This window comes from Microbacterium sp. Leaf320 (assembly GCF_001423485.1).
In the GTDB taxonomy this organism is placed as follows: domain Bacteria; phylum Actinomycetota; class Actinomycetes; order Actinomycetales; family Microbacteriaceae; genus Microbacterium.
The window spans coordinates 158,266-172,806 of record NZ_LMOD01000004.1; the positions used below are offsets into that span (position 1 = coordinate 158,266).

The 14,541-nt window shown below is 68.1% G+C and carries 7 protein-coding genes and 2 pseudogenes; 6 read left to right on the plus strand and 3 right to left on the minus strand.

From position 1 onward, the window contains the following. Positions 1-545 precede the first annotated feature (545 nt). The 3 genes and pseudogenes from ASF63_RS19675 to ASF63_RS14355 form a co-directional block, all read right to left on the minus strand. Positions 546-2,543 (minus strand): annotated as a pseudogene (locus tag ASF63_RS19675) (rhamnogalacturonan lyase); the annotation flags it as partial. Between the two features lie 426 nt (positions 2,544-2,969). Continuing rightward, positions 2,970-5,864 (minus strand): annotated as a pseudogene (locus ASF63_RS19680) (fibronectin type III domain-containing protein); the annotation flags it as partial. A 393-nt stretch (positions 5,865-6,257) separates the two neighbouring features. After that, a complete protein-coding gene (locus ASF63_RS14355; protein ID WP_056515423.1) occupies positions 6,258-7,223 on the minus strand; it encodes a serine hydrolase domain-containing protein in 966 nt (321 codons plus the stop codon). A 68-nt stretch (positions 7,224-7,291) separates the two neighbouring features. Between ASF63_RS14355 and ASF63_RS14360 the strand changes: the two genes are divergently transcribed. The 6 genes from ASF63_RS14360 (at position 7,292) to ASF63_RS14385 (ending at position 14,540) form a co-directional block, all read left to right on the plus strand. After that, positions 7,292-9,067: an ABC transporter ATP-binding protein gene (locus ASF63_RS14360; RefSeq protein WP_056515425.1), complete on the plus strand. Its 1,776-nt coding sequence runs from the start codon at positions 7,292-7,294 to the stop codon at positions 9,065-9,067. A 28-nt stretch (positions 9,068-9,095) separates the two neighbouring features. Next, a complete protein-coding gene (locus tag ASF63_RS14365) occupies positions 9,096-10,187 on the plus strand; it encodes a Gfo/Idh/MocA family protein (protein ID WP_056515428.1) in 1,092 nt (363 codons plus the stop codon). After that, positions 10,184-11,110 (plus strand): hypothetical protein, encoded by a 927-nt coding sequence (locus tag ASF63_RS14370; protein ID WP_056515431.1) that lies wholly within the window; start codon positions 10,184-10,186, stop codon positions 11,108-11,110. Before ASF63_RS14365 ends, ASF63_RS14370 begins: the two co-directional genes overlap by 4 nt. A gap of 163 nt (positions 11,111-11,273) precedes the next feature. Beyond that, entirely contained in the window at positions 11,274-12,569 is a 1,296-nt protein-coding gene (locus tag ASF63_RS14375) for an ABC transporter substrate-binding protein (protein ID WP_056515434.1), read from the plus strand. A 67-nt stretch (positions 12,570-12,636) separates the two neighbouring features. Next, positions 12,637-13,638, plus strand: a complete 1,002-nt coding sequence (locus ASF63_RS14380) for a carbohydrate ABC transporter permease (protein WP_056515437.1) — start codon at positions 12,637-12,639, stop codon at positions 13,636-13,638. Then, positions 13,635-14,540, plus strand: coding sequence for a carbohydrate ABC transporter permease (locus ASF63_RS14385; protein ID WP_056515440.1), 906 nt, complete (start codon positions 13,635-13,637; stop codon positions 14,538-14,540). Before ASF63_RS14380 ends, ASF63_RS14385 begins: the two co-directional genes overlap by 4 nt. Position 14,541 lies beyond the last annotated feature (1 nt).

Genomic DNA, 14,541 nt, shown 5'->3' on the forward strand with positions numbered 1-14,541 from the left:
TTCGCATTGACCAGCTCGCCCGTGTACACATATGTGCCGTCGGTGCGGCCGCTCACCGAGACCGTGGTGAGCTGGGCTTCAGGCGAGTCGGCATCGAGCAGCTTCGTCGCGATGAGCGTGCCGTTCTCGAAGAGCCGGAACACCGAGCCGTTCACGCCGTGCCAGAGGTTCATCGACACGGTGAACGCACCGTCATGCAGACCGGTGTCCCAGCCCGAGTCCGTCGACAGCGTGCCGCGGGCGGGCTTCGCCGTCGGTCGCTCGTCGTCGTAGACCAGGATCTGAGCCTCCGCACGGGTGACCAGGCCGTCGTGGTTGACCGCGTTCACCGTGACCGTGTGGGGTCCGACGAGGTCGACCAGGTCGATCGTCTGGCCGGGCGCGACAGGTTCTCCGTCGAAGGCGACGTCGAGCGTCCGCACCCCCGACTCGGGATCGGCGGCCGTCACGTCCACGGTGAAGGTGGACGTGCTGGCGAACAGGGTGCCGTCCGCAGGCATCCCCGACACCACGGGAGCCGTCTGGTCGACTGCCCCCGACGGGTCGCCGGTGACCGCGATGCGCGGCGCCGACGGCTGCTCCATGCCGTCACCGAGGAAGAAGCTCGTCTGCGGCGGCTGGTTGTATCCGGTGTTCTGCCACGCGACCGAGAGTCGATACACGGGATCGTGCATCAGGGTCCGCAGGCGCAGGTCCGTCTCGTCGGTGGTCGAGTAGATCCGCAGCTCGGTCGAGTCGTCGGAGCGCCAGGCGATCTCCTCGCGCCAGTCTCCGAAGAGGTCAGCCTGCAGGTTCGGCGTGCCCTTGGTGCTGTTGTTGGAGAGAGCGCCCGCAGCCGTCAGGATCACGTCGCTGGACTCGGTCTCCCAGTTCCACTTCGACACGGTCGGCACGCCGGTGGACGTGTCGGCGTTCCAATCGTGGTCGACGATCTCCCGCAGCGGGTCTCCGTCGAACCAGGCGAGGAAGTTCGCCGCAGGGATGCGCTCGCCGATGAGCTCACCGGTCGACGAGCGCAGCTGGCCGACGGGGGAGTTCCACGCGGCGTCACCGCCGATGGCCCATCCTTCGGCGCCCTCATGCCGGGGGTCGATGTCGGCGGAGGCGGCACGACCGGTGTCCTTGGCCGCGGGGATGGACCACAGAACCTCACCCGTACGCGCGTCACGCATCGTCGCACCGGCGTTGCCCGAGGCATTCATCTCCTCGTGTGCGGCGAACACCTCGAGGCCGGGGTTCGATGGGACGAGGTCCGAGACGTGGATCGCGTCGCCGTGGCCGAGCCCTGTCGAATAGAGCACCGTGCCGTCGTCGTCGACCGTGGCCGACCCGTAGACGATCTCGTCCTTCTGGTCGCCGTCGACGTCGGCGACCGACAGGTTGTGGTTGCCCATCCCGTAGAAGCCCTCGTTTCCCGCGTCGTTCGAGTCGAGCACCCAGCGCTGAGTGAGCGTCGTGCCGTCGAAGTCGTATGCCGCCATCACGGCCCGGGTGTAGTACCCGCGGCTGAAGATCGCACTGGGGTGCTCGCCGTCGAGGTACGCGGTCGCCGCCAGGAACCGGTCGACCCGGTTGCCGTAGGTGTCGCCCCACGAGCCGACGTCGCCTCGGGCCGGCACGTAGTCAACCGTGTCGACCGCGGCCCCCGTCAGTCCGTTGAAGACGCTGAGGTACTCGGGGCCGGTGAGCACGTAGCCCGTGCTGTTGCGGTGGTCGGCGCTGGCGTTGCCGATGGGCTGCCCCACGCCGTCGATCGTGCCGTCGGCGGTCTTCATCATCACCTCGGCGCGGCCGTCGCCGTCGTAGTCGAACACCTGGAACTGCGTGTAGTGCGCGCCTGCCCGGATGTTCACGCCCAGATCGATGCGCCACAGGCGCGTGCCGTCGAGGCGGTAGGCGTCGAGGTACACGTTGCCCGTGTAGCCCGACTGCGAGTTGTCCTTCGAGTTCGAGGGGTCCCACTTGACGAGGATCTCGTACTGACCGTCGCCGTCGAGATCTCCGACGCTCGCATCGTTGGCGCGGTACGAGTACGGCTGGCCGTCCTTCGTGTACGCGTCGGCGGGCTTGTCGAGAGGGATCGAGAGGTGGTCGCCGTCCTGCACTCCGAACTCGTCGGTCACCGTGACCTCTCGATCGTCGAGGAGGCTCGTGACGAAGTACGTCGACTCGTCCGAACCGTCGGCGTCGAGAAGGTTGGTCGAGTCGGTGATCGGCTCGTCGGTGATGCGGGTGCCGTCGCGGTAGACGTGGAAGGCGATCGCATCCGGGTCGGTGCCGAGCATGCGCCAGCTGACCAGAACGCCGTCGTCCGTCTGCACCGCTGCGGGCGCACGGTCGAGGTACTCGGCCTGGCGCTGCAGCACAGTGGCCGCCTCGGTGGTCAGCTGAGCGGAGTCGGGCCCCGCACCGCCGGCATTCACCGCGACAGCGGTGTAGTGGTACGGGATCGTGGTCAGCACGGCGGTATCGACGAAGCGGTTCGAGCTGGCGAAGCCGGCGAGTTCGCCGCGCTCACCCTCGATCTCGGATCGGAAGACCATCGTGTACACGGCGGTGCTCGGCTGCGCCCATGAGATCTCGACCTCGCGCTTCTCGAGCCGGTCGACCGCGAGTGCAGTGGGGGCCGACGGAGCGTCGACAGCAGGGTCCACCAGCGACACGTCGACGGATGCCGAGGGCACCGACTCGAGTCCGGTCTGGTCGACCGCGGTGACGTGATACGCGTAATCGAGCCCCAGGCGGGCGCCGGCATCGACCAACGAGGACGTCGTGGTCTCACCGACCAGCGTCGACGACTTCTCGAACACCGAAGTGCGGTACACCTTCCAGGTCATCCCCGGCTCGGCGGTCCAGGCGAGGGAGACGGTCGGCGCAGCGGGATCCGCGTTCACGTCGGTCACCTCGAGGCCGGCCGGGCCGAGCAGGATCGGGGTCACCTCGATGCCGTTGAGGCGTGTTCCTGCGGCCGCACCGTGCACCCGCACGGTGAGCTGACCGTCGGTGACGAGCACAGGGCCGCGGACCGACGCGTTCACGGATCCGGATCCGGCGTTGCCCGTGCCGAATGCCTTGCCCTCGATGTCGAAGTTCGTCCGGGTGGAGCCGATCCAATCGCCCGAGTAGGTCTTGACCGAGTAGGTGCCGTTCGGCACGTCGAGGAGGAACTCGCTCGAGTCGCCCGGGAGGACGAAGTCCCGCTCGAGGTCGCTCGCGCCACCCGCGGTTCCGCGGTCGCGCCCGGCGTTCGCGGCCAAGGGGGCCCTGAAGCCGAATCCGGCGTCAGCCGTGTATCCGTCGTCGGGGTTCACCTCGGTGTAGCCCGGCATCACGGCCCCTCCGGTGAGCTGGAAGTCGAACTTCCACTTCGCCTGCTTGGTCGAGAAGCTCACGGTGTTCGACGCGTCCGAGACGCCCCGGCCGTTCACCGCGAACACGCGGTAGCGGTACCCAGCGCCTTCGGCGAGGCCCTGCACGATGGCGCTCGTCTGCGTGGTCGTGGTCACCAGCGACCAGACCTGCTCCGGATCGGCGGTGGCCTGGCGTTCGATGCGGTAGATGTCGGCGCCCGAAGACGCGTTCCACTGCAGCACGGCGCCGGCATTCGAGATGGAGCCGGCCACGAGATTCGCGGGCGCGGCCGGCACCGTGGCTGGTGGCTCGACGTCGACGACCTTGGCGGCGAGGGGATCGTCGAGGGCGGCGACATCCTGGGCGATCAGGCGCGCCATCTGGATCGCGCCGTAGTCCTGGAAATGCGTGTCGTCCTGGGTGCCCGACGGGCGCCCGGGGAAGATACCGGGATCGACCCAGAGGAATACCGACTTCGCGGCTTCGGGGCCGATCTCGTCGAGGTAGGCACGGCTCGATGCCGACAGATCGACGAGCGCGACGCCTTCCTCCTGCGCGAGCTCGATCATCTTCGCCACGTACTCGGGGAAGCTCACGTTCGCAGCCCCCGTCGCGGCGTCGAAGCTGCGGCGCGAGACGGGCGTGACGAGCACGGGGGTGGCGCCGCGCTGACGGGCTCCCTGCACGTAGCTGCGCAGATACTCCTTGTAGTCGGCGGGAGACGCGTAGCGATCGTCGACGCCCTGGGTCGCGTCGTTGTGGCCGAACTGCACGAACAGGTAGTCGCCCGGCCGGATTCCGCGCAGGACCTCGTCGAGACGCCCCTGGGTGATGAAGTTCTTCGAGGATCGTCCGCCGATCGCATGGTTCGCGAACGCGACGTCGTCGGCGAAGAAGCGGTCGATCATCTGCCCCCAGCCCGCCTGCGGTGCGAACGTGTCGGTGTATGTCTGGACGGTCGAGTCGCCGGCGAGGTAGACCGTCGGCAGCGCTCCGGGCGCGCGGCTCGCCTGTCGGGTGATGGTGAGCGCGTCGAGAGCTGCGGCCGAGCCCGCGATCTGAAGGGTCAGGCGGCCATCGATGAGAGCGATCGGGAAGGCCATCTCGAGATACTCCCCGGCGGGCTTCGCGGTCGTCTGCACCTTGGCGATGCCCTCCGCGGTGATCGCGATCTCGCTCGCGGCACTGCGGTCGCCCGCGATGACGTTCACGATGTAGTCGCCTGCGCCGAGCTGCACCTCGAAGGTGCCGCCGTGGGCTGCGACGTGGTCTCCGCGCAGCGGGTCGTCGCCGCCGCGGTCGACATCGGGCTCAGCGGAGGTCGGAGCAGTGCTGAAGCCGTATCCCCATTCGTCGGAGAACCCGACGGTCGAGGTGACGCCGACGGCGCCGTCGGCGAGGGCGCCTGGGCCGAAGTCGAAGACGATCCGGTCGCCGGCCGGCAGGGGCGCGGGCGCCGCGTAGACCGCGGAGTCGACGGTGACGGATGCATCGGAGGTGCCTGCCGCGTTGCGTGCCGTCACCCGGTACGACCACTTCTCGGACGTGTCGACGGTGTCGGTGAAGGCAGGTGCGGACACGGTGGCGACGTCGGAGAAGAGTCCGTCGGCATCCGCGCGCTCGACGACGTACTCATCGGCGTTCGGCGTCGCGGTCCAGGTCAGCGCTACGGCATCCTTCGTCACCTGCGCGACCGCGAGTCCCTCGGGAGTCGCGGGCACGGCGAGGGCCGGGATCGCGCCGCTGCGCACCTCGGCGCTGCGGGCGGACGTGAGCCCGTAGGAGTTGACGGCCTCGACCGCATAGGCGTAGGCGTCGCCCTCGGCGACAGCGGTGTCGGAGAACGTCATCGTCTCGATCTCGGCGACCTGAGTGAACTCGCCCGCCGCATCGCCGTCGATGTCGGCTCGCAGCACGCGGTAGGCCGTGGCCCCGTCCGAGGGGGCCCAGGACAGATCGACCGTGTTCCAGGCGACCTTGGCGACCGCGAGGTCGGCGGGCACCGCAGGGAGCACCGGAGCGACGACGAGTCCGTTGACGTAGGCCCCGAGGCCGCTCCCCGTGAAGCCCACGGTCAGCTGTCCGTCCTCCACCTTCGTGCGGAACGTCTCGGTGGTCGAGCCGCCCTTGGGGGACAGCAGTCGCGTCTGCGCGACCCCCTCGAGCGTGAGCGTGGCGTTCGTGCTCGACGCCGTCGTCAGCGCATCGCCGATGGTCACGGTCACGTCGTACTCGCCGGCGGGGACGCTGTCGAGCAGGAAGCCCCACGAGGTCCCGGCGACGAAGTCCTCGGCCACCGGATCCGCCGGAGTGCGGTTGCCGGTGCGGTCACGGGCGAACAGTGCGACGCCGTCGGGAACCGTCACTCCCCATCCTGACGCGGCCGTGTAGAGCGAGGTCGTGAGCACCGGCTCGTACCCCTCGGCGACAGGGCTCGTGGCCGTGCCGAAGTCGAAGCGCCAGGCGCCGTCCGCGGCCGGTTCGAGCGCGGCCGCCGCCGGAACGGCGGTCATGGTCGCTCCGATCACGGCGGCGATCGTGGCGGCGGCGAACCCTGCGCGCAGGCGCGGGAACGGACGGGACTTTCGTGCAGAACGGGTGGAATGCTCCACGGTTCCTCCTTGGACATCACTGGCTAAGGGGTACGACTGAGAGACCCGCGTCGGTGCGGATATCAAAAGGGGGAGCCGAGGCGAAAGAGACCACTTCGTCTCGGCCGATCGATGGATCCGAATTGCTCGGAAAACGTATTCCCGAGGGTTGGCACCGATCCTTGCACGCGGTCGGAGGCGGTGGCAAGAACTTTCTTGAGACGTTTCAGGGCGTCTGGTGGAGACGGGCCCGGCGAGCCGCGAGGGCGCCCTGTCGACTCGCGCAGGTGCCTCCAGGCGAGCGGCCAGGTGGCGCTAGAGCGCGCTGACCACCGCGTTGTCGAGCTCGTCGGCGTCGACGCCCGGCCGGACGGCCGCATTCGTGAGCAGCACCCAGGCCACCCCGGCACCGGGGTGGACCCAGAACTCGGTGCCGGCCCACCCTCCGTGGCCGAAGACGTCGCGGTCGACGAGCCCGGGCGCCCGAGACCGCACATTGAACGTGAAGCCCCAGTCCTGACCGCGCTCGTCGGGGTACGGGTCGAGGCGGGGGATGTCTCCCGTGAGCGGGCGACGCATCATGGCGAGACCGGCCGGAGAGAGGATGCCGTCGCGGCCGCCCCGGTCGATGCGCAGCAGCTCGGCGCCGAGGTGCAGCAGGTCCTCCGCCCTGCCCAGCAGGCCCGCGCCCGGTGCCCGTGTGGCGTGGAATCGATCGAGGTCGAGTCCTCCTGCCGCAGCGTCAGGCACACCGACCGACTGCGCGGTGTCGAGGGTCAGGCCGATCGCGCCGATGCGGTGGGCCCAATCGAGAGTGCCGGCATCCCATGTCGTGTCGGTCGCATGCTCGATCATCGCCGCGATGCCCTCGAAGGCCAGCGTCGAATACCGCGAGGCGGTTCCGGCAGCGAAGTCCCGCCCGCGGGTGAGCAGCTCGTGGCGCAGCGGAAGGGCCGTGTCGAGCGCCGGCTCGGAGATCCCTGATGTGTGCGAGGCGAGATGCCACAGGCGCACGATGTCATCGCGAGACGACCCGAAGTCGGGAAGGGCGTCGGTCAACGGAGTGTTCGGGGTGAGCAGTCCGCGCTCGATCGCCCTCGCTGCCGTGATCCCCGTGAGGACCTTCGTGATCGAGAACAGTGGGTAGACGGCATCCGTGGCTGCGCCGAAGCCGTCGAGGCCGACGATGCCGTCGGCGGTCGCGATACCGACGACGGCGGTGGGCAGCCGCTCCGAGTGCACGTGGCGGCGGGCCCAGTCGAACGCTGCGTCGAAGGTCATGAGTGTGCTCCCGGCCGGATCAGGTCGTCGCGCTTCCCTGGCGACGATGGTGACTCTACGATAGGACCATGACACAGAAAGCGCTTTCCCACCCGGCTGCGCTCATCGACGGTCAGCACCCGACCCGTTCTGTGCTGCGTCTGGTCGCGCGCCGCCCCTGGCGCCTCACGTTCGCGATCACGGCGTTCGCGGTGAAGGAGATCCCGCTGTGGTTCCTGCCGGTCATCACCGCCGCGATCATCGATGTCGTGGCGAGCAAGGGCGACGTCACCGAAGTGCTCTGGTGGTTCGCGCTCGCCGCCGTGCTGCTGGTGCAGAACTACCCCAACCACATCATCTACACGCGGAACTTCATGACCGTGGTGCGCGACCTGGGGGCCGACCTGCGCAACGCGCTCACCGCGCGACTGCAGAGTCTCTCGATCGGATACCACACGCGCATGAGCTCGTCGATCGTGCAGACCAAGGTCGTGCGCGACGTCGAGAACGTCGAGCTGATGCTGCAGCAGGTCACGCATCCGCTTCTGTCATCGATGATGGTGATGCTCGGTGCGCTCGCCATGACGGCCGTCACCGTGCCGCAGTTCCTGCCGGTCTACGCCCTCGCGGTGCCCATCGCCATCGGCATCCGCTATGGCATGCGCAATCGCTCGCAGCGCCGTAACGAGGTGTTCCGTCGCGAGATCGAGACCCTGTCGGCGCGGGTGGGCGAGATGGCATCGCTGATCCCGGTGACCCGCGCGCACGGGCTCGAGGAGACGGCGATCACCCGGGTCGCCGGCGGGGCCGACGGCGTGCGCCGGGCGGGACTCGACCTCGATCTGCTCAACGGACGCGTCGCGTCGATCTCGTGGGTCGCGATGCAGCTGCTCGGCGTCGCCTGCCTCATGCTCGCCGCGGTGTGCGCGCTCACGGGGTTCCTTCCCATCACGCCCGGTGAGGTCGTGATGCTCTCGAGCTACTTCACGCTGCTGACCGGTGGGCTGACCCAGCTGCTCATGCTCATCCCCGTCGGTGCGCGCGGCCTGGAGTCGGTGCGCTCGATCGCCGAGGTGCTGCAGGAGCCCGACGTCGAGCAGAACTCGGGCAAGCGCACGGTGTCGGCCGTCACCGGCGAGATCGTGCTCGACTCGGCCACGCATCGGTACGCGGATGCCGAGGACGACGCTCTGTTCGAGATCGATCTGCGCATCGCGCCGGGCGAGACCGTCGCTTTCGTGGGGTCGTCGGGGTCGGGCAAATCGACGCTCCTGAACCTGGTGCTCGGTTTCGTCAGGCCCACCAGCGGCCGGATCAGGCTCGACGGGCAGGACATGCAGGAGCTGGACCTGCGGACGGTCCGTCGCTCGATCTCGGTCGTGCCGCAGGAATCGGTGCTGTTCGAGGGGTCGGTCTTCGACAACATCGCCTACGGCATGCCCGACGTCACGCCCGACCGCGTCGAGCAGGCGCTGCGCGATGCCAACGCGTGGGAGTTCGTGAGCGAGCAGCCCCACGGCTGGGACACGGTGGTCGGCGAGCGGGGAGCGCGCCTGTCGGGCGGCCAGCGTCAGCGACTGGCGATCGCTCGTGCGCTCGTGCGCGACCCGCGCATCCTGCTGCTCGATGAAGCCACCAGTGCCCTCGACCCCGAATCCGAAGGCCTCGTGAAAGAGGCTCTCGAACGACTCATGCGTGGCCGAACCACCCTGGTCGTCGCGCACCGACTGTCCACCATTCGGCAGGCCGATCGCATCGTCGTGCTCGAACACGGCCGCATCGTCGAGCAGGGCTCGCACGATCAGCTGCTCGCCGCCGGTGGGCGATACGCTCGGCTGCACCTGGTGCAGAACGGCATGAGATGACACCGACTCACCGTCCTGAGGAGGACCGATGACTTCCGAGAAGACCCTTCGCGCTGCCCTGGTGGGCACCGGCTCTGTGGCGAACTCCCACGCCCGCGCCGTCGCCGCGTATCCGCGCGCAGAACTCATCGCCGTCGCCGACCTCAGCCTCGAGAAGGCCCGGGAGTTCGCCGGCAGATACGACATCGCCGCCGCATACTCCGACCTCGACGAGATGCTCGCCGCCGAGCATCCAGACGTCGTGCTCATCTGCACCCCGCCGGGTCCGCACCGGGTGCAGTCGCTGGCCGCCTTCGCCGCGGGCGCGCACGTGATCGTCGAGAAGCCGCCGGCACCGTCCCTCGACGAGCTCGATGACATGCGCGCCGGTGCACTCTCGGCCGACAGGCAGCTGGCGGTCGTGTTCCAGCAGCGCACCGGTACGGCGGCGGCGCACGTTCGCGGGCTGCTGCAGAGCGGAGCGCTCGGTCGCCCGCTCGTAGCGGTGTGCCAGACGCTGTGGTTCCGTGACGCGGACTACTTCGCGGTGCCGTGGCGCGGCAAGTGGGAGACGGAGGGTGGTGGCACGACTCTCGGCCACGGCATCCACCAGATCGATCTGCTCGCTCACCTGCTGGGTGACTGGTCATCGGTGCAGGGGCGTCTCTGGAGGCTCGATCGCGAGACCGAGACCGAAGACGTGTCGACCGCGACGATCGTCTTCGAGCAGGGTGTCGTTGCGCAGCTGATCACGAGCGCGGTGTCGCCGCGCGAGACGAGCTCGATCCGCATCGACACGCAGAAAGCCACGATCACGGTCGACCATGTCTACGGGCATGGGCACGAGAACTGGCGGATCACCCCGGCGCCCGGCTTCGAGGCCGAGGCGGACTCGTGGGCGTTCCCCGATGTCGAAGAGCGCAGCGACCACGGGCCACTGCTGCGCGACGTGTTCGACGCGCTGCTCGACGGTGAGCCCCTGCCGGCGACCGCGGATGCCCCCGCTCGGTCGCTCGAGATCGTCGCGGGGATCTACGCCTCGGCCGCATCCGACGGCGCGGTCATCACGCCCGAGGCGCTGGCCGCGCATCCGACGCATCGTGCCGGTTTCGCGAGCCCGGTGACCGATCTCCGCCGGTGAACGAGCTCTACCGAGACCCGGTCTACGACGGCGCCACGGATCCGCGGGTCGTGATCGATGCCGACGGGCTGTGGTGGATGTTCTACACGCAGCGCCGGGCGAGCCTCGAGGATGCGGGTCCTGGCGTCTCGTGGATCCACGGCAGTCGGATCGGTGTCGCCACCTCGCACGACGGGGTCGAGTGGACGTACGACGGCACGCTCGAGCCCGCGGCATCCGACCTCGTCCTGGAGCCGGGCCCGCCGCCCGCCGAGGTCGACCGCACGCACTGGGCGCCCGAGGTCGTCTGGGACGGCGCGCGGTGGCGCATGTACCTGACCGAGATCGACGGCATTCCCGACCGCTGGCCCGGATTCGTGCGCGAGATCGTGGAGTACGTCTCGGATGACCTCCGTCGCTGGGCGCGACGCGGACCGCTCGCGTTGAGCAGCGATCGGGTCATCGACGCGGCGGTCGCGCGCACCCCCGACGGCCTCTGGCGGATCTGGTACAAGGACGAGGCGGCGGACTCGGTCACGATGGTCGCGTCATCCGCCGACCTCGCGGGGTGGCGTCTCGACGGAATCGCGATCGGCGGACGCCCCCATGAGGGTCCGACGGTCTTCGACCTCGGTGGATTCTGGTGGCTGATCGTCGACGAGTGGCGGGGGATGGGCGTGTACCGCTCCGACGACGGCATCCGGTGGACCAGGCAGGGCGGTGAGGATGCCGTCATCCTCGCCGATGTGCCCGGGGGAGGGCACGGCAATCACGGCGCTCATGTGCGCCACGGCGACGAGCTGTGGTTCTACTTCTTCGCCGCGGCGGAGGCGGCGCCGATGCATACCGCGACGGGTGAGCAGAGGCGAGGGGCGGTATATCGGTTGGGTCTCGACGTCGAGGCCGGGAACCTGGTCGTGAAAGACTGGAAGATCCCGCGGTAATCGATGTAATCGGGTCGTGGAATTGCCGGTTGCGAAACGTTTCAATCTGGATTAGCGTGCAGGTAAGCGTTTTCCCCGCACTTCGGAGATCGCATCCCGCACCACATGGACACAGGCGTTCCGCGGCTCAGCCGAACGAGGACGTTCACCAGAGAGGACAACGATGTTCAGCAAGAAGCGTCTGGCGGCCGCAGCGGCCGTCGCCACCAGCGCAGCGCTGGTGCTCGCCGGCTGCGCCGGCGGCGGCAGCCCCGAGGGCGGGGCCACCTACGATCCTGACGAGAAGGTCACACTCGACCTCGCGTTCTGGGGCAACGACGTCCGCGCCGACCTGTACAACCAGGCGATCGAGGCGTTCAACGAGGAGTACCCGAACATCACGGTGAACGCGACGTTCCTCGGCTTCCCGGAGTTCTGGGAGAAGCGTCAGACCGAGGCCGCCGGTGGCGGGCTCCCCGACGTGATGCAGTTCGACTACTCGTACCTGCGTCAGTACTCCGAGAACGGCCTGCTGCTCGACCTCGAGCCCTACCTCGGATCCGTCATCGAGACCGACCCGCTGCCCGAGAACATCCTCGGCATCGGCGTCGTCGACGACACCACCTACGGCATCGCGACCTCCACCAACGCGTGGGGCATGTTCACGAACCCGGCACTCCTCGAGACCGCGGGCGTCGAGCAGTTCGCCGGTGGCGACTGGGAAGACTACGACGAGTGGATCGGCGAGGTCACCGATGCCAGCGGCGGCGCGTTCTGGGGCGGGTCGGACTGGACCGGCCGCATCCAGAACTTCGAGATCCAGCTGCGCAGCGAAGGCAAGAACCTGTTCGACGAGGACGGCACCCCCGGCTTCGACGAGGACCGCCTGAAGGAGTTCTGGGAGTCCGGCGATGACATCCGCGATGGAGCCGTCGTTCCTCAGCAGACCGTCGAGGAGCTCAACCCGCTGAGCGCCTTCGATGCGGCCAAGAACGCCAGCGAGCTGACGTGGGACAACTTCGGTGCCGGCTACCTCGCCAACCTCGGTGAGAACTACACCGAGCTCGGCCTCGTGGCTCCTCCCGTCACCAAGGACGGCGCGAAGGACCTCTACCTGAAGCCGTCGATGCTGCACACGATCTCGGCCAAGACGGAGCACCCGGAGGCGGCGGCGACGCTCGTCAACTTCCTGGTGAACTCGCCCGAGTCCGGGGAGATCTTCGGCACGAACCGTGGCCTCCCGGCATCCGAGACCGCTCTCGAGGCGGCCGACCTCGACCCAATGAGCCAGCTCGTCAAGGACTACGAGGAGTCCATCTCCGACCGCCTCGGCGACGCTCCGCCCGTGCCGATCGTCGGCTACGGCACCCTCGAGGAGAAGTTCCGGGTGCTGGGCACCGAGCTGAACTTCGGAACGACGACGGTCGACGAGGCCGTGGAGCAGTTCTTCTCCGAGATGGACGTCGTCCTCAACCAGTGATTCCGCCGGTGGGTCGGGCGACGTCCGCCCGACCCACCGCACCCCATCCACTTCGGAAGGAGCTGTCATGAGCACGACGGCGACCAGGACGATCGTCACGGGCAAGAAGTCCGGGCGAGGGCGGGCGCTGCGAAGCGGCCGCCGCCCCGAGAACGAACTCGCACGGCCCGGACAGCGTGCACGACTGCGTCGCGAGACCGCGACCGGCTATGCGTTCCTCACCCCGTGGCTGATCGGCTTCTTCGGGCTGACCGGAGTGCCGATGGTGTACTCCCTGTACCTGTCCTTCACGAAGTACAACATCTTCCAGCCGCCCAAGTGGATCGGCCTGGACAACTACATCCGTCTGTTCACGAACGACCCGAACTTCATCCAGTCGGCGCAGATCACCCTGGTCTATGTGTTCATCGGCACCCCGATCACCCTGGCGGCGGCGCTGGCCGTCGCGATGCTGCTGAACTACCGCGACAAGGGTGCGGGCTTCTTCCGCTCCGCGTTCTACGCACCGTCGCTCATCGGCGGCTCGGTGTCGGTCGCCATCGTGTGGCGGGCGATGTTCTCCTCCGACGGTCCGGTCGACAGCGGTCTGCAGATCTTCGGGGTCAACCTCGGGGGATGGATCGGAAACCCGGGCCTCGTGCTCCCGATGATGATCCTGCTCGCCGTGTGGCAGTTCGGCGCGACGATGGTGATCTTCCTCGCCGGCCTCAAGCAGATCCCCAAGGAGCTCTACGAGGCGGCCGAGATGGACGGCGCGAACGCCTACCGCCGGTTCCGTGCGGTCACCATCCCGATGCTCTCGCCGGTGATGTTCTTCAACCTGCTGCTCGGTCTGATCGGCGCGTTCCAGGTGTTCGCCTCGGCGTACATCATCTCGAACGGCACCGGCGGCCCCGCCGGAATGACGAACTTCATCACCGTGTACCTGTACAAGCGCGGATTCTCCGACGGGCAGATGGGCTACGCGGCTGCTATCGCGTGGGTGCTGCTGGTCGTCGTCGCGATCATCGCCTTCATCCTCTTCCGCACCCAGAGGTCGTGGGTGCACTACTCGGGAGACGACAAATGAGCATCACCACCCCCACCACCGAGGCTGTCGTCACTGCATCCGCCTCCGCCCCTCGCCGCAGGATCAAGCGCAAGACCTGGCAGACCGTCATCTGGTTCATCGGTCTGATCGTGCTCACCGCTGTAGTGCTCTACCCGCTGCTGTGGCTGTTCCTGTCGACGTTCAAGCCGAACTCCGAGTTCGGCCAGAACCCGGGCCTGTTCCCGCAGGCGCCGACCGTCGAGAACTACGGCAAGGTCATGGAGGGCATCGCCGGAGTGCCGATGTGGCGCTTCTTCCTGAACTCGCTGATCCTCGCGGTCTCCGCGGTCGTCGGCACGGTGCTCTCGTCGGCTCTCGCGGCATACGCGTTCGCCCGGGTGCAGTTCAAGGGGCTCGGGGTGCTGTTCGCGGCGATGATCGGCACGCTGCTGCTGCCGTTCCACGTCGTGATCATCCCGCAGTACATCATCTTCAACCAGCTCGGCTGGGTCGACACGTTCATCCCTCTGATCCTGCCGAAGTTCCTCGCCACCGAGGCGTTCTTCGTCTTCCTGCTCGTGCAGTTCATCCGTCAGATGCCCCGCGACATGGATGAAGCGGCGAAGATCGACGGTGCGGGCCACCTGCGGATCTTCTGGTCGATCATCCTGCCGCTCATCAAGCCGGCGCTGATCACCTGCGCGATCTTCTCGTTCATCTGGGCGTGGAACGACTTCCTCGGGCCCCTGCTCTACCTGACCAGCCCCGAGAACTACCCGCTGCCGATCGCGCTGCGTCTCTACAACGACCAGACCTCGTCGTCCGACTACGGCGCGACGGTCACGGCCTCGTTCGTCGCCCTGCTGCCGGTGCTGCTGTTCTTCGTGGTCTTCCAGCGCTTCCTCGTCGACGGCGTGGCGACCCAGGGACTCAAGGGATAGC